This is a genomic window from Limnohabitans rimovensis (SeqCode), from assembly GCF_965234775.1.
Classification (GTDB): Bacteria; Pseudomonadota; Gammaproteobacteria; order Burkholderiales; family Burkholderiaceae_C; genus Limnohabitans; species Limnohabitans rimovensis.
Genome location: NZ_OZ248566.1, coordinates 571554 through 589988 on the forward strand (window position 1 = coordinate 571554; position 18435 = coordinate 589988).

The 18435-nt window shown below is 56.0% G+C and carries 15 protein-coding genes; 14 read left to right on the top strand and 1 reads right to left on the bottom strand.

Annotated elements, in window-relative coordinates; all coding sequences use genetic code 11:
* Positions 1-60: 60 nt before the first annotated feature.
* The 11 genes from AC8GFZ_RS11600 to AC8GFZ_RS11650 all read left to right on the top strand — a co-directional run bounded on the left by AC8GFZ_RS11600 (position 61) and on the right by AC8GFZ_RS11650 (position 13379).
* Positions 61-1287, top strand: coding sequence for a pyridoxal phosphate-dependent aminotransferase (locus AC8GFZ_RS11600; RefSeq protein WP_506645040.1), 1227 nt, complete (start codon positions 61-63; stop codon positions 1285-1287).
* The gene (locus AC8GFZ_RS11605) at positions 1284-2594 is read left to right on the top strand and encodes a homoserine dehydrogenase (protein WP_506645041.1); all 1311 of its coding nucleotides are present in this window, start codon (positions 1284-1286) and stop codon (positions 2592-2594) included. The genes AC8GFZ_RS11600 and AC8GFZ_RS11605 overlap by 4 nt, the downstream gene beginning before the upstream one ends.
* Positions 2594-4030, top strand: coding sequence for a threonine synthase (gene thrC, locus AC8GFZ_RS11610; RefSeq protein WP_506645042.1), 1437 nt, complete (start codon positions 2594-2596; stop codon positions 4028-4030). Before AC8GFZ_RS11605 ends, thrC begins: the two co-directional genes overlap by 1 nt.
* 20 nt (positions 4031-4050) lie before the next feature.
* On the top strand, positions 4051-4587 hold the full coding sequence (mobB, locus tag AC8GFZ_RS11615) for a molybdopterin-guanine dinucleotide biosynthesis protein B (RefSeq protein ID WP_506645043.1): 537 nt from the start codon (positions 4051-4053) through the stop codon (positions 4585-4587).
* The gene (locus tag AC8GFZ_RS11620; RefSeq protein ID WP_506645044.1) at positions 4584-5846 is read left to right on the top strand and encodes a molybdopterin molybdotransferase MoeA; all 1263 of its coding nucleotides are present in this window, start codon (positions 4584-4586) and stop codon (positions 5844-5846) included. The genes mobB and AC8GFZ_RS11620 overlap by 4 nt, the downstream gene beginning before the upstream one ends.
* Complete coding sequence (gene moaD, locus AC8GFZ_RS11625) at positions 5843-6094, top strand: molybdopterin converting factor subunit 1 (protein WP_506645045.1); 252 nt, start codon at positions 5843-5845, stop codon at positions 6092-6094. The genes AC8GFZ_RS11620 and moaD overlap by 4 nt, the downstream gene beginning before the upstream one ends.
* 2 nt (positions 6095-6096) lie before the next feature.
* On the top strand, positions 6097-6579 hold the full coding sequence (gene moaE / locus AC8GFZ_RS11630) for a molybdopterin synthase catalytic subunit MoaE (RefSeq protein WP_506645046.1): 483 nt from the start codon (positions 6097-6099) through the stop codon (positions 6577-6579).
* A 103-nt stretch (positions 6580-6682) separates the two neighbouring features.
* A complete protein-coding gene (gene clpB, locus AC8GFZ_RS11635; protein ID WP_506645047.1) occupies positions 6683-9310 on the top strand; it encodes an ATP-dependent chaperone ClpB in 2628 nt (875 codons plus the stop codon).
* Between the two features lie 108 nt (positions 9311-9418).
* On the top strand, positions 9419-10399 hold the full coding sequence (locus tag AC8GFZ_RS11640; RefSeq protein ID WP_506645048.1) for a Bug family tripartite tricarboxylate transporter substrate binding protein: 981 nt from the start codon (positions 9419-9421) through the stop codon (positions 10397-10399).
* Between the two features lie 6 nt (positions 10400-10405).
* Entirely contained in the window at positions 10406-11638 is a 1233-nt protein-coding gene (locus AC8GFZ_RS11645) for an MFS transporter (RefSeq protein ID WP_506645049.1), read from the top strand.
* Between the two features lie 31 nt (positions 11639-11669).
* Positions 11670-13379: a thiamine pyrophosphate-binding protein gene (locus tag AC8GFZ_RS11650; protein WP_506645050.1), complete on the top strand. Its 1710-nt coding sequence runs from the start codon at positions 11670-11672 to the stop codon at positions 13377-13379.
* Positions 13380-13522: 143 nt separating this feature from the next.
* Here AC8GFZ_RS11650 and AC8GFZ_RS11655 read toward each other — a convergent pair whose 3' ends face one another.
* The gene (locus AC8GFZ_RS11655) at positions 13523-13981 is read right to left on the bottom strand and encodes an SWIB/MDM2 domain-containing protein (RefSeq protein ID WP_506645051.1); all 459 of its coding nucleotides are present in this window, start codon (positions 13979-13981) and stop codon (positions 13523-13525) included.
* A 352-nt stretch (positions 13982-14333) separates the two neighbouring features.
* Here AC8GFZ_RS11655 and AC8GFZ_RS11660 point away from each other — a divergent pair, with 352 nt between their 5' ends.
* The 3 genes from AC8GFZ_RS11660 to thrS all read left to right on the top strand — a co-directional run bounded on the left by AC8GFZ_RS11660 (position 14334) and on the right by thrS (position 18370).
* On the top strand, positions 14334-14648 hold the full coding sequence (locus AC8GFZ_RS11660; protein WP_506645052.1) for a gamma-glutamylcyclotransferase family protein: 315 nt from the start codon (positions 14334-14336) through the stop codon (positions 14646-14648).
* Between the two features lie 354 nt (positions 14649-15002).
* Positions 15003-16322 carry an isocitrate lyase gene (aceA, locus tag AC8GFZ_RS11665; protein WP_506645053.1) on the top strand — a complete coding sequence of 440 codons (1320 nt, stop codon included), beginning with the start codon at positions 15003-15005 and terminating at the stop codon, positions 16320-16322.
* 140 nt (positions 16323-16462) lie between these two features.
* Positions 16463-18370 carry a threonine--tRNA ligase gene (gene thrS, locus AC8GFZ_RS11670; RefSeq protein WP_506645054.1) on the top strand — a complete coding sequence of 636 codons (1908 nt, stop codon included), beginning with the start codon at positions 16463-16465 and terminating at the stop codon, positions 18368-18370.
* Positions 18371-18435 lie beyond the last annotated feature (65 nt).

The window sequence follows — 18435 nt, forward strand, 5'->3', positions numbered from 1 at the left end:
AGGCGTTAGAAGTATGGTCAAATTATAGGTTTTAGCCACGTCTGGCCAACGGGAGCCCCATTGAAGACCATTGCCAAATCGGAAAAACTGTCCAACGTTTGTTATGACATTCGCGGGCCAGTGCTCGACCGTGCTCGGCAGATGGAGGAGGAGGGGCAAAAAATCATCAAGCTCAACATTGGCAACCTGGCCGTGTTTGGTTTTGATGCCCCAGAGGAAATTCAGCAAGACATGATTCGCAACCTGCCCAGCGCTGCGGCCTATTCGGACAGCAAGGGTATTTTTTCAGCGCGCAAAGCGGTGATGCACTACACCCAACAACAGGGCATCAAAGGCGTATCGCTAGAGGACATTTACCTGGGCAATGGGGCCAGTGAATTGATTGTCATGGCCACCAATGGCTTGCTTAACAATGGCGATGAGTTGTTGCTGCCGGCCCCAGACTATCCCTTGTGGACCGCTGCCGTGAGTTTGTCGGGCGGAACGCCCGTGCACTACATGTGCGATGAGGCCAATGGCTGGATGCCCGATTTGGACGACATCCGCGCCAAAATCACGCCGCACACCAAAGGCATTGTGGTGATCAACCCGAACAACCCAACGGGTGCCCTGTATTCAGATGCCTTGTTGCAAGGCATCGTCGATTTGGCCAGGCAGCATGGCTTGGTGATTTTTGCCGATGAGGTCTACGACAAAGTTCTCTATGACGGGCATCGCCACACGGCCTTGGCCAGTTTGTCCACCGATGTGCTGACCCTGACCTTCAACTCCTTGTCCAAGAGTTACCGCTCATGCGGTTACCGTGCGGGTTGGATGGTGGTCTCGGGCGACAAAAAACCCGCACAGGACTACATCGAAGGGCTGAACATGCTGTCCTCGATGCGTTTGTGTGCCAATGTGCCCGGTCAGTCGGCGATCCAAACCGCCTTGGGCGGCTATCAAAGCATCAACGACTTGGTCAAGGAAGGTGGGCGTTTGCGCCGCCAACGCGATTTGGCATACGAGCTCATCACCGCCATTGAAGGGGTGAGCTGCGTTAAACCCAGCGCCGCCTTGTACATGTTTCCCAAATTAGACCGGCGCATTTACCCCATCGAGGACGATCAACTTTTCATCCAGGAGTTGCTGCAAGAAACCAAAGTCTTGCTGGTCCAAGGCACAGGCTTCAATTGGCCGACCCCCGATCACTTTCGCATCGTTTTTCTCCCCCATGAGGACGATTTGCGAGAAGCCATTGGGCGGATTGCCACTTTTTTGACCCAATACAGAAAGCGTCACGCATCATGAAGCCGATTCAAGTGGGCCTGCTGGGCATTGGGACCGTGGGCAAAGGCACGTTTGAAGTGCTGTTGCGCAACCAAGAGGAAATTCAAAGCCGTGCAGGGCGGGGCATTGAAATCGCCATGGTGGCGGACTTGGACACCGCCCGCGCGCGGGAAATTGTGGGGCCCGGTGTGACCGTGGTCAACGATGCGCGCGCTGTTGTGGCCAACCCCGAGATTGACATCGTGGTGGAACTCATTGGCGGCTATGGCATTGCCCGCGAGTTGGTCATGTCCGCGATTGAGGCGGGCAAGCATGTGGTCACCGCCAACAAAGCCTTGCTGGCGGTGCACGGCACAGAGATTTTTGAAGCGGCGCACCGCAAGGGCGTCATCGTGGCTTTTGAGGCCGCGGTGGCGGGGGGCATTCCCATCATCAAAGCCTTGCGCGAGGGCTTGACCGCCAACCGCATCCAATGGATTGCGGGCATCATCAATGGCACGACCAATTTCATCTTGTCGGAGATGCGCGACAAAGGCCTGCCGTTTGACGCTGTGTTGAAGCAAGCCCAGGCACTGGGTTATGCAGAGGCCGACCCCACTTTCGACATTGAAGGCGTGGATGCCGCGCACAAAGCCACCTTGATGTCGGCCATTGCTTTTGGCATTCGGGTGCAGTTTGACAAGGCCTATGTGGAAGGCATTACCCATTTGGAGTCCAAAGACATCACCTATGCCGAACAAATGGGATACCGCATCAAGTTGCTGGGCATCACCAAGCGCGTCAAGTCCGGTGTGGAGTTGCGGGTGCACCCCTGCCTGGTGCCCACCAAGCGTTTGATTGCCAATGTGGAAGGGGCGATGAATGCGGTCATGGTGCAGGCCGATGCGGTGGGCACCACCTTGTATTACGGCAAGGGCGCTGGCAGCGAACCCACGGCCAGTTCTGTGATCGCCGATTTGGTGGACATCACCCGCTTGCACACGGCAGACCCCTTGCACCGCGTTCCCCATTTGGCATTTCAACCCGATGCCATCCGAGAGATCCCTGTTTTGCCGATGTCAGAGGTGGTCACCAGCTACTACCTGCGCTTGCGGGTCGCGGACCAAGCCGGCGTGCTGGCGCGATTGACGGGCATCTTGGCCCAAGCCGCCATCAGCATCGATGCGGTGTTGCAGCGCCCAGCCGGTGAGGTGCAAAACCAAACCGACCTGATCATCCTTACCCACGCTTGTGTGGAGTCGGCCATGAACTTGGCCATAGAGCAGATGCAGGCCTTGGACACGGTTTTGGCGCCGGTGGTGCGCATTCGCAAAGAAGAGCTCAACTGATGCTTTACTTGTCGACCCGTGGTGACCCTGAGCAAAGGCGCTTTTGCGATATTTTGCTGGAGGGCTTGGCACCCGACGGGGGCTTGTATTTGCCGGTGGCTTATCCGCGCATCAGCGCGCAAACCCTGGAGCACTGGCGAAGCGTTTATGCAAACCAAGGTTACGCGCAACTGGCTTTTGAAATCTTGTCTCTTTACATAGACGACATACCGCCAACAGACCTGCTGACTTTGTGTCAAAAAACCTATACGGCTGAAGTGTTTGGCACCACCGAAATCGCGCCCCTGCGGCCTTTGGAGCCAGGGATATTTGTCCTGGCCCTCTCCAACGGCCCCACCTTGGCGTTCAAAGACATGGCCATGCAACTGCTGGGCCATTTGTTTGAATATGAATTGGCACGCCGTGGCGAGGAGCTCAATATTTTGGGCGCCACCTCGGGTGACACCGGCAGTGCGGCCGAATACGCCATGCGCGGAAAAAAAGGGGTGCGGGTTTTCATGACCAGCCCGCATGGCCGGATGAGCCCTTTTCAGCAGGCCCAGATGTTCAGCCTGCAAGACCCCAATATCCACAACATCGCCATTGAAGGGGTGTTCGATGATTGCCAAGACTTGGTCAAGGCCGTCTCAGGCGATCACGACTTCAAGCGAAAGTACCGCATTGGAACGGTCAATTCCATCAATTGGGCGCGCTTATTGGCCCAGGTGGTGTATTACTTTGCGGGCTACTTTCAAGCCACCGATCAGCCAGGCCAACGCGTGAGCTTCACCGTGCCCAGTGGCAATTTCGGCAATGTGTGTGCCGGGCATGTGGCCCGTTCGATGGGCTTGCCCATTGATCAACTGGTGGTGGCCACCAATGAAAACGATGTCTTGGATGTGTTTTTCAAAACGGGTGTTTATCAGGTGCGCAGCAGCGAGCAAACGCATGAAACGTCCAGCCCATCCATGGACATCTCCAAAGCCAGCAACTTTGAGCGCTTTGTCCATGACTTGCTCGAGGGCGATACCCTGCGCGTTCGCCAGTTGTTCCACGATGCGCTGACGAGTGCGGGCCGCTTTGACCTGTCGGCAGACCCCCTGTTTGCACACGCAGCCACAAAGCATGGTTTTGTCAGTGGTCGCAGCAACCACCCAGATCGCTTGCGCACCATCCAAGACACCCACCGCAGGTTTGACCAAATCATTGACACCCACACGGCCGATGGATTGAAGGTGGCCCGCGAGCATGTGCGAGACGGTGTGCCGATGCTGGTTTTGGAGACCGCCTTGCCGATCAAGTTTGCCGACACCATTGTCCAAGCCCTGGGCCATGCCCCCCCATGTCCGCCCGCATTTTTGGATCTGGCGGAGCGGCCGCAACGGGTGAGTGTGATGGCACCCGATGTGAATTTGGTCAAGGCGTATATCCAACAACACTGTGAGGCCAAGGCATGATGGGCGCGCCCACAACACCCATGAAAGTGATTGGCTTTGCGGGTGAGTCCGGCGCAGGTAAAACGGGCTTGGTGGAAAAATTGATCGGTCACTTGAAAGCGCGTGGTCTTCGGGTATCGGTGGTCAAACACGCCCACCATTCATTTGATGTGGATCAACCCGGCAAAGACAGTTGGCGGCACCGCGAAGCCGGGGCCTTTGAGGTGGTGGTGGCCAGTAACCAACGCTTGGTGTTGCAAAGACAGTTTGAACAAGCCGCCAAACTCAGCCCGCATCATTTGATTGCAGAGCTCTACACCGGGGTCGATTGGGTCTTGGTTGAGGGATTCAAAGACAGTGATTTGCTCAAAATGGAAGTGTGGCGGCCGTGCACGGGCAAGGCGGTCCGCTATCCCCACGATGACTTCATTGTGGCCATCGCCACCGATGAGCCCCAGGCCTTGCCCCAGCCCACCAACTTGGATGTGTTGGATCTGAATGCCCCACAAATGGTTGCTGATTGGTTGATTCAACACCAAGATCGTTTTGTCTACCAATCGCCTTTGGTCAATCCATGAGTGCTGTGGCCAAACCCCTGATGTCCCTGGACGATGCGCTCGCCATCATGCTGTCGCATGTGCAAAGTTTGACGTCGGTGGAGACGGTGGCCACTTGGGACGCCGATGGCCGCATCCTGGCAGAGGATGTGGTTTCTGAGTTGGCCGTGCCCGCACTGGACAACAGCTCGATGGACGGGTATGCCTTGCGCTGCAGCGATGTGCCCCATGTGGGCAGCACCTTGCGAGTCACCCAACGCATTCCGGCGGGCAGCCATGGCCAGCCCCTTCATCCTTGTGAGGCAGCGCGCATTTTCACAGGTGCACCCATCCCCCCGGGTGCGGATGCGGTGGTGATGCAAGAGCACGTCAGCGTGGACCCGGTTCAACCCGAGATCATCACCATCAACCAAACGGTCAGCAAAGGGCAATGGATACGCCGTGCCGGTGAAGACGTTTCCATGGGGGCCGTGATTTTGCCCAGAGGATGTCGCCTTCAACCGGCGGAGTTGGGTTTGGCCGCCAGCATTGGCCGGGCCGAGTTGGCAGTGGTGCGCAAACCCCGTGTCGCCTTGCTCTCCACGGGTGACGAACTCATCATGCCTGGCCGTGTGGCACCGGCCGACATGAAGCCTGGCACGATTTACAACTCCAATCGTTTTTTTCTACGCGCCTTGCTGCAAAGAGCAGGCTGTGAAGTCACCGACCTGGGCATCGTGCCCGATCAACTCCAGGCCACCATGGATGTGTTGGGTCAAGCCAGCGTTGAACATGACCTGATTCTTAGCAGTGGTGGCGTCTCCGTTGGCGAGGAGGACCACGTCAAGCCCGCCGTCCAGGCCTTGGGGGTTTTGAACGTGTGGCAAATCGCCATGAAGCCTGGCAAACCTTTGGCCTTTGGTTGGATCAACAAACCTTCTGCAGTCACTGCTCAGCCGCCATGCTTTTTCTTGGGCTTGCCTGGCAACCCCGTATCGAGTTTTGTGACCTACTTGTGTGTGGTCAGGCCGTTTTTGCTGGCCTTGCAGGGTGGTGTGGAACGCGACCCAGCCCCCTACCAATTGCCTATTCATTTCGATTGGCCCAGGCCAGACAAGCGGCGTGAGTTTTTGCGCGTGCGCCGCAATGGGCAAGGTGGATTGGATCTCTTCCCCAACCAAAGCTCGGGGGTGTTGACCTCGGCGGTGTGGGGTGACGGCTTGGTTGATGTGGCCCCAGGGCAAGTGCTCTGCCAGGGTGACTTGGTGCCTTACTGGCCTTTTTCGCATTGGTTGTCATGAAGATTCATTTGCGTTACTTTGCTTCGGTCCGGGAAGCCATTGGCTCGGGACAGGAAACGGTTCAAACCCAGGCCGCCCATGTGGGCCAATTGCGCCTCGAGTTGATGGAAATCAGCCCCCAACACGCTGAAGCCTTGGCGCCCCACAAAGCGGTGCGTGCCGCCCTCAACCAGGTCGCCTGTACCGAGGATGCGGCCTTGAGCGATGGCGATGAGGTGGCTTTTTTTCCGCCAGTGACCGGGGGCTGAAGATGGCGTCTTTGTCGGTGTCCATTCAAACCGAAGACTTTGACATTGGGCAAGAGCACCAAGCCTTGCGCGCACAAGATGAACGGGTGGGGGCGGTGTGCAGTTTTTTGGGCACGGTGCGCAGCCAAAGCGATGGTCAGGCTGTGTCTGCCATGGCCTTGGAGCATTACCCGGGCATGACCGAAAAAGCCATCATGGCCATGTTGAACCAGGCCCAAGACAAATTTGATATCCACGCGGCGCGGGTGATCCACCGCATTGGCGACCTGATGCCTGGAGACCAAATTGTGTGGGTCGGTGTGACCTCGGCCCACCGGGGTCAAAGTTTTCAAGCCTGTGAATTTTTGATCGACTACCTCAAAACCCAAGCCCCGTTTTGGAAGAAAGAGCAAACACCGAACGGAGCGCGTTGGGTCGATGCCCGGGTCAGCGATGACGATGCGCTGGCGCGCTGGGGCATTGAAGTGCCTCGCCAAGCCGGTTGATTGATGTGGATCAAGACCAGGGCGCGCTCTTCGCTTTGGCACCGCTTGAAAACAGCGGCGGCAACCCAAACTGCAGTCCACTACAACATTGACGGGAAAAGCCATGCGTGTCGAAAAGCTCACCACCAAGTTTCAAGAAGCATTGTCTGACGCCCAAACTTTGGTGTTAGGCGCTGACCAAGCTTATATTGAGCCGGCCCACTTGATGGTCGCCATGCTGCGCCAAACCGATGGGCCCCAATCGCTGTTGATGCGCGCAGGCGTGGCGGTGCCGGCCTTGTTGCAAGACGCGCAACAAATGATGGCACGTTACCCGCAAGTACAAGGCCAAGATCAGGTGCAGGTGGGGCGCGAGTTGGTGGGTTTGATCCAAGCGGCCGAAAAAGAAGGCCTCAAACGCAAGGACCAGTACATTGCCGGTGAACTGTTTTTTCTGGCCTTGGCCGATCACAAAGGGGACGCGGGCCAATTGGTGCGCAAGCATGGTCTGGCCCGTTCCAGTCTGGAGGCAGCGATCGAGGCTGTGCGCGGTGGTGCACCGGTGCAAAGCGCCGATGCAGAAGGCCAGCGCGAGTCGCTGAAAAAATATTGTGTGGATTTGACCGAGCGCGCCCGAGCCGGCAAGTTGGACCCGGTGATTGGCCGTGACGACGAAATACGCCGTGCCATCCAAGTCTTGCAACGGCGCAGCAAAAACAACCCGGTGTTGATCGGAGAGCCAGGGGTGGGCAAGACGGCGATTGTGGAAGGCTTGGCGCAGCGCATCGTGGCGGGTGAGGTGCCCGACTCGCTCAAAGGCAAAAAGGTTTTGTCATTGGACATGGCGTCCCTTTTGGCTGGCGCCAAATTCAGGGGTGAGTTTGAAGAGCGTTTGAAGTCGGTGCTCAAGGAGTTGGCCCAAGATGAGGGCCAAAACATTGTGTTCATTGATGAGTTGCACACCATGGTGGGCGCTGGCAAGGCCGAGGGCGCGATGGACGCCGGCAACATGCTCAAGCCGGCCTTGGCCCGGGGAGAATTGCATTGTGTGGGCGCCACCACCTTGGATGAATACCGCAAGTTCATCGAAAAAGACGCAGCCTTGGAGCGGCGCTTTCAAAAAATCATTGTGGGCGAGCCCACGGTCGAGGCGACCATTGCCATCTTGCGCGGTCTGCAAGAGCGCTACGAGGTGCACCACGGGGTGGAAATCACCGACCCCGCGATCGTCGCGGCAGCCGAGTTGTCTCACCGCTACATCACCGACCGTTTTTTACCCGATAAGGCCATCGACTTGATTGACGAGGCGGCGGCCAAAATCAAAATTGAAATTGATTCCAAACCCGAGGTGATGGATAAATTGGATCGGCGCTTGATTCAACTCAAGATTGAGCGTGAGGCGGTGAGAAAAGAAAAAGACGATGCCTCGCAAAAGCGCCTGGCTTTGTTGGAGGAAGAGGTGGTCAAGCTGGGCAAGGAATATGCCGATTTGGAAGAGATATGGAAATCGGAAAAATCCAATGCCCAAGGCAGCGCCCTGGTCAAGGAAGAAATCGATCGGATGCGCTTTCGCATCGATGAATTGACCCGCAAGGGTGAGTTCAACCAAGTGGCCGAGCTTCAATATGGGAAATTGCCGGAACTCGAAAAGCGGCACAAGGAGGCGCAAGCCAAAGAGGCGAAAAAGTCCAGTGACAGCGGGCAACCGCGCTTGCTGCGCACCCAAGTGGGTGCCGAAGAAATCGCCGAAGTGGTGGCCCGTGCCACCGGCATCCCGGTGTCCAAGTTGATGCAAGGCGAGCGCGATAAATTGTTGCTGATGGAAGAGCGCTTGCACCAACGGGTGATCGGTCAAGAGGAGGGCATCTCGGCCGTGGCCAATGCCATTCGCCGTTCGCGTGCTGGTTTGGGTGACCCGAACCGACCCACCGGATCATTCCTGTTTTTGGGCCCCACCGGGGTCGGTAAAACAGAGCTGTGCAAAGCTTTGGCGGCCTTTTTGTTTGACAGCGAAGACCACCTGATCCGCATTGACATGAGTGAGTTCATGGAAAAGCACTCTGTGAGCCGAATGATTGGTGCGCCCCCCGGTTATGTGGGCTATGACGAGGGCGGTTATCTCACCGAGGCCGTTCGGCGCAAGCCCTACAGCGTGATCTTGCTCGACGAGGTGGAGAAAGCCCACCCGGATGTGTTCAATATTTTGTTGCAGGTGCTCGACGATGGGCGTTTGACCGATGGTCAAGGCCGAACGGTGGACTTTAAAAACACCGTCATCGTGATGACCTCCAACATTGGCTCACCCATGATCCAGAGCATGGTCGGGCGTGACAACGCCGAGATCAAAGACGCGGTGTGGGAAGAGTTGAAAAACCATTTCAGGCCTGAGTTTCTCAACCGCATCGATGAAACCGTGGTTTTCCACTCGCTGGATGCCAGCCACATTGCGCGTATCGCCCAAATTCAACTGGATTTTTTGGCCCAGCGCTTGGCCCACATGGACTTGTATTTGGAGGTGTCGCCGGCGGCATTGGCGGAGCTGGCCAAAGTGGGCTTCGATCCGGTATATGGCGCGCGTCCGCTCAAGCGGGCCATTCAGCAGCGGATTGAAAACCCCTTGTCCAAATTGTTGCTGGAGGGCAAGTTTTTGCCCCAGCAAGTGGTCGCCATTTCGGTGGACCCGGTGCGCTTCCCTGGGGAGTTCAAATTCACCCCGCAGGATGCGCCCAAAGAAGCCAAGTCAGGCCACTGAGACTGTGGCGGCTGAGGTCCAGCATGGGGCTTGGCTTGCGGATAAACTGAGGATCATGGAGCCCTGGTGCAAACCAGGGCTTTTTTGATGGACTCAACCGGGAAATCTATGCGCGGACTTTTATGGGGTGTTTTCAGTGTGATGGGCTTGCTGGCAAGTCTGCACAGCTCGCTGGCGTGGGCACAAGCTCCTTTTCCGAGCAAACCGATCAAAATCATCGTCCCTGCCACGCCAGGAGGCACCTCAGACATTTTTGCCCGTGCCATTGCGAATAAGTTGCAGGAAAGCTTGGGCAAGCCGGTGGTGGTGGAATACAAACCCGGTGCCGCCACCAACATTGGCACCGACTTGGTGGCCAAATCGGCGCCCGATGGACACACCTTGTTGATCAATGGGATCACCTTGGCCACCAACCCCATGTTGTTTGCCAACTTGCCGTTCAACCCTTCTAAAGACTTTGCGCCCATCATTGAAGTGGCAGAGATGCTCAATGTGGTCACGGTACACCCCAGTGTGCCAGTAGGAAATATGCGCGAGCTGGTGCAGCTCATCAAGTCTCAGCCGGGTGTTTTCAACCACGGCACACCTGGGGTGGGCAGCTCGGGCTTTTTGTCTGCCGAACTGTTGGCGGTGAAAACCGGGGCCAAGATCACCCACGTTGCTTATCAAGGCAATGCGCAGGCCGTGGTCGATCATTTGGGTGGGATTTTGCAAGTGGGGTTTGTCAACTTGCCCGTGGCATTGCAACACGTCAAAACGGGCAAGCTCAAGGCCTTGGCCGTGACTTCGGCGAAACGCTCGCCATTGCTGCCCGATGTGCCAACAGTGGCCGAAGCTTTGGGAATGGCCGATTTTGAATTGGTCGGCTGGTTTGGCTTGCTCGCCCCTTCACGAACGCCGCCAGAGGTGGTGGCACGGCTTCATGCCGAAACCCTCAAGGCCTTGCGTGACCCAGGGGTGATCGAGGTGATCCAGACCGCCGGCGGCAGCGTGGGCGGGGGCAGCTCAGCGCAATTTGAAGCGCGCATTCGGCGCGATGCCGAACGCTTGGCCGACGTGATTCATTTGTCGGGCGCTGCGGCCAAGTGATGGACCATGTCAAGCACGCTTGAAACAACCAACATAGTGCCCTGGCGGCAAGATGCCCAGGTGATGGGCTTGGTGGGCTTGGTTCATGCCAGCTCGCATTTTTCTCACCTGTTGCTGCCCTTGATGTTCCCGGCTTTCATGCAAGATTTTGGCCTGGGTTATGCCCAACTGGGCTTGTTGATGTCGGTTTTCTTTGTGGTCTCGGGGATCGGCCAAGCCCTGTCGGGATTTTTTGTTGACCACTTTGGGGCTCGCCCTGTGTTGTATGCGTCCTTGGCGATGCTGGCTTTGGCCTGCGCCAGCGTGACCCAAGTTCAGGGCTATGGTGGGTTGATGTGCTCGGCCATTTTGTTTGGTTTGGGCAATTGCACTTTTCACCCCGTCGACTTCACCATTTTGAACAACCGGGTTTCTGAGCAGCGCTTGGGGCATGCGTTCAGCACCCACGGGCTGACAGGCAATTTGGGTTGGGCAGCAGCACCCACCTTCATGGTGGGCATCTCGACCCTCAGCCATTGGCGCACGGCCTATGCCTGTGCAGCCCTGGTTTTTGTGTCGCTTTTGCTGCTGTGCATGTTTCAACGTGCGCATTTGCACACCGAACCCCAGCGCCACCCGACCCAGGGCGTCAAGCCGGCGATGGGTGCCAGCACCAGCCTGTCTTTTTTGCGCTTGCCCGTGGTGTGGTGGTGCTTTGGATTTTTTGTTTTTTCCACAATGACTTTGGCCGTGGTGCAAAGTTTTTCGGTCTCCATCCTGCAGTCCCTGGTGGGGGTGAGCTTTGAAGCGGCGACCCATACGCTGACCGCTTATTTGGTTTGTGCTGCCTTGGGCATGCTGGCGGGCGGGTTCATGGCGGCCACCTTTGCCAAGCACACCCAAGCCGTGGTCGCTGGCAGCATGTTGAGCGCGGCCTTGTTGTTGGTGATTTGCGCCACCACGTGGTTGGGTCCCATGGGGAGCATGTTGGCGATGGCGATCACCGGATTTGCTGCTGGTGTGGGCGGGCCATCGCGTGATTTGATGATCAAACAAGCCACACCCAAGGGGGCCACGGGCCGGGTTTATGGGATGGTCTACTCCGGCATGGATGTGGGTTTTGCCATTGCGCCTGCCTTGTTTGGCGTGTTCATGGACCACGGTTGGTATGCCGCCACCTTGGTCGGCGTGAGCCTGACTCTGGTGGTGAGTGCCGCCTTGGCCGTGGTGGTGGGTCGGCAAGAGGAAAGCTCGGTTTGAGCTTTGGGTTCAATTATTAGCAAAGCAAGCCATGGACAAGACAGAAAAAAAACAGATCGCCGGCCACTTACTGGTTGAATGTTTGGTCCATCAAGGTGTGACACATGCCTTTGGTGTGCCTGGCGAAAGTTTTTTGGCCGTGCTAGATGGGTTTCACGCCTACAAAGAACACATTCAATTCATCACCAATCGCCAAGAGGGCGGGGCGGCTTTCATGGCCGAGGCCCAGGGTAAGTTGACGGGGCGGCCGGGTATTTGCTTTGTGACGCGCGGGCCCGGTGCCACCAATGCCTCGATTGGGATTCACACCGCCTTTCAAGACAGCACCCCCATGGTTTTGTTTGTGGGTGATGTGGGCAGCGATCACCGAGATCGCGAAGCGTTTCAAGAGGTTGACTACAACAGTTTTTTCGGCCCCAACACCAAGGGGCTGGCCAAGCGGGTGGAGCGGGTTGATGACCCGCAACGCCTGCCCGAATATGTATCGCGGGCTTTTGCCATGGCCATGAATGGCCGCCCTGGTCCGGTGGTGGTGGTCTTGCCCGAGGACATGCTCACGCAAATGGTGACGGCACGCCCATTGCCCCGGTTGGATCCGGTGGAAGCCTGGTGCGACCCCGGCGCTTTGCGCAAACTCAGAGAAATGTTGTTGGCTGCTCAAAGACCTTTTGTCATCGCGGGTGGGGGCGGTTGGACGCCGCAAGCCGCGCAGGCTTTGGAGCGTTTTGCCGATGCGTGGAAGCTCCCGGTGGGCAATGCTTTTCGTTTCCAAGATACGTTTGACAACCACCACCCTTTGTACGCCGGGGACGTGGGCATTGGCATCAACCCCGCGCTGGCGCGTCGCATCGAAAGCTGCGACCTCATCATTGCCCTGGGCCCACGCCTGGGCGAGATGACCACTGGAGGCTATGCCTTGCTCAAGGCGCCCAAAACCGCGCAAAAACTGGTCCACATTCACGGTGGGGCGGAGGAGTTGCATCGGGTTTACCACGCGGATTTGGCCATGAACGCCACCATGAACGCGGCGGCCCGCGCTTTGGAGGTGCTCAGCCCTCCCATTGAATTGCCTTGGGCTGCTTGGGCCCATGAAGCCCATGCGGACTACTTGGCGAACTTAAAGCCCCAAGCCCTGCCCGGGTCGATCGATATGCCAGCCATCATTGCCTGCATCGACCGGCATTTGCCGGCAGATGCCATCGTCACCAATGGAGCGGGTAACTTCGCCAGTTGGATGCACCGCTTTCACCGCCATCATGGGCTGGCCAAAGGCCACAAAACCCAGCTGGCGCCCACCTCAGGGGCCATGGGTTACGGCGTTCCGGCGGGCATTGGGGCGAGCATCTTGACGGGCAGGACGGTGCTGACCATTGCAGGGGATGGCGACTTTTTGATGAACGGGCAAGAGCTGGCCACAGCCATGCAGTTCGGTGGAAAAACCATCATTGTGCTGCTCAACAATGGCATGTTTGGCACCATCCGCATGCACCAGGAGCGTGAGTATCCGCACCACGAAAGTGGTTCAGGTTTGCGCAACCCAGATTTTGTGGCCTTGGCCCAAGCCTATGGTTATGCTGGTGTGCAGATCGAGCAAACCGATCAGTTCGAGCCCGCACTCAAAGCGGCATTGGCATTGGACCGTGGCACCTTGATAGAGGTGCGCTTGGACCCCGAGGTGATCACCACGCGTGCCACCATGACCGCCATTCGAGAGGCGGCCATCAAAAAGCGGGCGAGTTGAGTGAGACCTGTCCTAACGCTCTTGGTATTCAGGCACTAAGATTCATCGCTGCTGGTCTGCATGCTGTCAGCTTGGCCGAGCGAAGGTGAATGTCCATAAAAAAAGGCCGCTTGCGCGGCCTTTTTTATCGGGGACTGAAGCGATTACTTCAGGTGCTTGCCAATCAAGCTGGCCAGTTCAAACATGGTCACCTGGGCTTTGCCAAAGACCGCGCGCAATTTGTCATCGGCATTGATGTTGCGCTTGTTGACTTTGTCTTGCAGGCCATGCTTTTTGATGTATGTCCACATCTTGCTGACCACCTCTGTGCGAGCCAGGGGAGTTGCACCCACCACAGCGGCCAAAGCGGCGCTGGGGGTCAATGCACGCATGAATGCGGCATTGGGTGTGCGCTTCTTGGCTGGCGCTTTTTTCGCTGCTTTTTTGGCGGGGGCTTTTTTAGCCACTACCTTTTTAGCAGGCGCCTTTTTGGCTGGCGCTTTTTTCGCAGGCGCTTTTTTAGCGGCTACTTTTTTTGCCGGTGCTTTTTTCGCAGCGACTTTTTTGGCAGGAGCTGCTTTTTTTGCAGCTTTTTTTGCCGGGGCTTTTTTTGCAGTTGCCATGATTCAGTTTCCTTCTAGAAGAGAGTGAAAAATCACCGGCGGAAACGGTGTCTCCACCGGCAGAGCGAATCCTAATGGAGAAAACACGCTTTTCCAAGGGGAAAACGGTTTTTTTCACTCTTATATGTTGTTTTTTACGAGTGAAAATACCCTGTGAGGTCACTGCTGTGCTGGTGTGTGTGGCGTCTGTGGGTGGAAATGGTCCTCGTTGGCCATCGGGCGCGATGTCTTGTGCGGCATTCGAAGGGGCTCATTTGCTGGTTTTCAACAGCGATCAAACCACTTCGATCAACGGCCTGTTTGTGACCCCGGCTTGCAAGTGGCGGCTAAGGTTCTGTTTTAGGAGGTCATGGTGTCGGCTGAATTCCCCTTGCATGTTTTTGTTTACGGCACGTTGCGCCGTGGCGCTGCCAACGATATCAATCGATTGAGTCCGTCGCCTCGGTTCATGGGAATCACCCAAGTGGCCGGGCGCTTGGTCTCGCTCGGCGATTACCCGGGCATTCAGTTGGGGAAGGGCGGTTATGTGGTCGGCGAGGTTTATGCCATATCTGCTGAACTTGAAATGTTGCTGGATCAAATTGAAGGACTATTGCCAATCCCCGATGGCCAATACCGCAAAAAATACATCCAGGTTTCCTTGGGCGCACAAGACTTTTTTGTTTGATCTATGAAGCCACTGCCGAAACATGGGCGCGTGGGGTCCCCCTGGTGTCGGGGGATTGGATGGCCTAGCGCAGGGAAAGCATGAAGTGCAGGACGCCCGTGTCGGCCTGGAAGCAGGGGTCTGAACATCCCAAAACACATTTTCACAATACGAAAATTTCATTTTGCCCATCTTGGTTTATTTTTTCAATGCAAGATAAGACATGCCGTATTGCGAAATATAAATAGCAAGCATTTGTTTTTAATGAAGAAAATAAAATTCTTATATAAGACATAAGAGCATTTATTGTCTTATATAAGACTTAAAGTATGGGTTCTGCATACGCAGTTTTAACCACTTTCAAAGGGAACCACCATGCCACAAGCTCTGACCGAACAACTCAGCCGTGAACAGCAAATCTCCGCACTTGAAAAGGATTGGGCCACCAATTCACGCTGGAAGGGAATCAAGCGCGGTTACAGCGCAGCCGATGTGGTTCGCTTGCGCGGCAGTTTTCCCATCGAATACACCTTGGCCCGTCGTGGCGCAGAAAAATTGATGGATTTGCTGCAAAGCGAGGCCTACGTCAATTGCTTGGGTGCCTTGACCGGTGGTCAAGCCATGCAGCAAGTTAAAGCAGGCATCAAAGCCATTTACCTCTCAGGTTGGCAAGTGGCGGCTGACAACAATGGCTATTCGTCGATGTACCCTGATCAATCCCTCTACCCAGTGGACTCGGTGCCTGGGGTGGTTGAGCGGATCAACAACACCTTTCGACGCGCTGATGAAATCCAGTGGGCAAAGGGCTTGAACCCAGGTCAGGCAGGCTATATCGACTATTTCGCCCCCATCGTGGCCGATGCCGAGGCTGGATTTGGCGGTGTGCTGAACGGGTTTGAGTTGATGAAGGCCATGATTCGCGCGGGTGCGGCTGGGGTGCATTTTGAGGACCAGCTGGCATCGGTGAAGAAGTGTGGTCACATGGGCGGCAAAGTGCTGGTGCCCACCACTGAGGCCGTGCAAAAATTGATTGGCGCTCGCATGGCCGCAGATGTGTGTGGCACATCCACCCTGGTCATTGCCCGCACGGATGCAGAGGCTGCAGACCTGTTGACAAGCGATTACGATGAAAATGACAAGCCATTCATCACGGGTGAGCGCACAGCAGAGGGTTTTTACAAAACCCGCAAAGGCATGGACCAAGCGATTTCACGTGCCGTTGCCTATGCGCACTATGCCGATTTGGTGTGGTGTGAAACCGGGACCCCCGACTTGGAGTTTGCCCGTCAATTTGCGGAGGCAGTGCACAAGGTTCATCCCGGCAAAATGTTGGCCTACAACTGTTCGCCTTCTTTCAATTGGAGAAAGAACCTGGACGATGCCACGATTGCCAAGTTCCAACGCGAGCTCGGTGCCATGGGTTACAAGTACCAATTCATCACCTTGGCGGGCATCCATTCCATGTGGTTCAACATGTTTGACTTGGCGCAGGATTACGCCCAGCGCGGCATGTCTGCTTATGTGGAAAAGGTGCAAGAACCCGAGTTTGCAGCGCGCGAGCGAGGCTACTCCTTTGTTTCCCACCAGCAAGAAGTGGGTACCGGTTACTTTGATGATGTGACCACGGTCATCCAAGGTGGCAAGTCCAGCGTCACGGCGCTGACAGGCTCTACCGAAGAAGAGCAGTTTCACTGAACCCACTTGATTCGCCCCCCGCTGTGGGGCGAGAATGAAAAAGCCCGTTCGCGGGCTTTTTTTATGGGAAAATCAACTGCATAGCGCGGCCTTCTACCGCGCTTGTTTTGTTTCTTAGACAGATCTTCACCGAGTTGCCCATGCCCCAAGTTACCCTGCCAGATGGCTCTACGCGCACTTTTGCTTCGCCCCTGACGGTGGCTGATGTGGCGGCCTCCATTGGCGCAGGACTGGCCAAGGCGGCCTTGGCCGGAAAAGTGGATGGTCAATTGGTCGACACCAGCCATTTGATTCAAAGTGACTCGCGTTTGGCCATCATCACGGCCAAAGATGCCGATGGCGTGGAGGTCATTCGGCATTCGACGGCCCACTTGCTGGCTTACGCAGTCAAAGACCTTTTTCCCGAAGCGCAGGTCACCATTGGGCCGGTGATCGAAAACGGCTTCTATTACGATTTTTCCTACCACCGGCCATTCACTCCGGATGACTTGGTCGCGATCGAAAAGAAAATGACAGCTTTGGCCAATCTGGATGAAGCCATTGTTCGCCGCGTTTTGCCACGCGACGAGGCCATTGCCCACTTCAAATCTTTGGGGGAGCACTACAAGGCGGAAATCATTTCCAGCATCCCTGCCCAAGAAGATGTGAGCTTGTATCGCGAAGGTGCCTTTGAGGATTTGTGCCGCGGACCCCATGTGCCCAGCACGGGCAAGTTGAAGCACTTTAAGTTGATGAAGGTGGCGGGTGCTTATTGGCGCGGCGATCACCGCAACGAAATGTTGCAGCGCATTTATGGCACGGCCTGGGCCAGCAAAGACGACCTTCAGCAATACCTCACCATGCTGGAAGAGGCCGAAAAGCGAGACCACAGAAAACTGGGCCGCGAGCTTGATTTCTTCCACATCGATGAGCACTCACCGGGAACCGTTTTTTGGCATCCCAAGGGTTGGATTTTGTGGCAAGAGGTGGAGCAGTACATGCGCCGCGTCTATCGTGACAACGGCTACCTTGAAGTGAAAGGGCCGCAGATCCTGGATCAGCACCTGTGGGAGAAAACGGGTCACTGGGACAAGTACCGTGAAAACATGTTTGTGACCGAATCGGAAAAGCGCGACTACGCCTTGAAGCCGATGAACTGCCCGGGGCACATTTTGATTTTCAAGCAAGGCATCAAAAGTTACCGTGACTTGCCTTTGCGTTTTGGTGAGTTTGGCCAATGCCACCGCAATGAACCCACCGGAGGCTTGCACGGGATCATGCGTGTGCGCGCCTTTACCCAAGATGATGGCCATATTTTTTGCACCGAAGCACAAATTCAGTCAGAGGTGCTGGCCTTCACCACCTTGCTGCAAAAGGTTTACCGAGATTTTGGTTTCACCAAAATCCTTTATCGCTTGTCGACCCGACCCGAGAAGCGCATTGGCAGCGACGAAAGCTGGGACCGTGCGGAGCACGCGCTGGCCGAAGGCTTGAAAGCTTCAGGGTGTGATTTTGAGTACCTGCCAGGGGAGGGCGCCTTTTATGGACCCAAAATCGAATACACCCTCAAAGATGCACTCGGACGAGAGTGGCAATGCGGAACGATTCAAGTCGACCCAAACATGCCCGAGCGTTTGGATGCGGAGTTTGTGGCCGAGGACGGTGGCCGCCACAGACCCATCATGTTGCACCGAGCGATCGTGGGAAGCCTCGAGCGATTCATTGGCATTTTGATAGAAGAGCATGCGGGCGCATTGCCTGTTTGGCTCGCGCCAGTTCAAGTCAGTGTGCTCAATATCACCGACGGCCAGGCCGATTACGTCGAAAGTGTCGTTAAAAGATTGAAAAATCAAGGCTTTAGGGTGGACTCGGATCTGCGAAACGAGAAAATTACCTATAAAATACGTGAGCATTCAATGCAAAAGCTGCCCTACATCTTGGTCGTTGGCGACAAAGAGAAAGCAGCGGGTGCCGTTGCAGTGCGCGCCCGAGGTAACAAAGACCTCGGAGTGATGTCCTTGGATGCATTTGAACAAATCATCTCTAATGACATTGCCCTCAAAAGCTGATTTCTTTGAAATAGCGACTGGGTGCGTTGCACTTGGCGGTTGTGTGCCGTTTGTCATTGGACAAA

What these genes read in the sequence shown, in the direction of transcription:
- AC8GFZ_RS11605 (WP_506645041.1), top strand. Translation starts at nt 1,284, where the DNA reads ATGAAGCCGATTCAAGTGGGCCTGCTGGGCATTGGGACCGTGGGCAAA.
- thrC (WP_506645042.1), top strand. Translation starts at nt 2,594, where the DNA reads ATGCTTTACTTGTCGACCCGTGGTGACCCTGAGCAAAGGCGCTTTTGC.
- mobB (WP_506645043.1), top strand. Translation starts at nt 4,051, where the DNA reads ATGAAAGTGATTGGCTTTGCGGGTGAGTCCGGCGCAGGTAAAACGGGC.
- AC8GFZ_RS11620 (WP_506645044.1), top strand. Translation starts at nt 4,584, where the DNA reads ATGAGTGCTGTGGCCAAACCCCTGATGTCCCTGGACGATGCGCTCGCC.
- moaD (WP_506645045.1), top strand. Translation starts at nt 5,843, where the DNA reads ATGAAGATTCATTTGCGTTACTTTGCTTCGGTCCGGGAAGCCATTGGC.
- moaE (WP_506645046.1), top strand. Translation starts at nt 6,097, where the DNA reads ATGGCGTCTTTGTCGGTGTCCATTCAAACCGAAGACTTTGACATTGGG.
- clpB (WP_506645047.1), top strand. Translation starts at nt 6,683, where the DNA reads ATGCGTGTCGAAAAGCTCACCACCAAGTTTCAAGAAGCATTGTCTGAC.
- AC8GFZ_RS11640 (WP_506645048.1), top strand. Translation starts at nt 9,419, where the DNA reads ATGCGCGGACTTTTATGGGGTGTTTTCAGTGTGATGGGCTTGCTGGCA.
- AC8GFZ_RS11645 (WP_506645049.1), top strand. Translation starts at nt 10,406, where the DNA reads ATGTCAAGCACGCTTGAAACAACCAACATAGTGCCCTGGCGGCAAGAT.
- AC8GFZ_RS11650 (WP_506645050.1), top strand. Translation starts at nt 11,670, where the DNA reads ATGGACAAGACAGAAAAAAAACAGATCGCCGGCCACTTACTGGTTGAA.
- AC8GFZ_RS11655 (WP_506645051.1), bottom strand. Translation starts at nt 13,981, where the DNA reads ATGGCAACTGCAAAAAAAGCCCCGGCAAAAAAAGCTGCAAAAAAAGCA.
- aceA (WP_506645053.1), top strand. Translation starts at nt 15,003, where the DNA reads ATGCCACAAGCTCTGACCGAACAACTCAGCCGTGAACAGCAAATCTCC.
- thrS (WP_506645054.1), top strand. Translation starts at nt 16,463, where the DNA reads ATGCCCCAAGTTACCCTGCCAGATGGCTCTACGCGCACTTTTGCTTCG.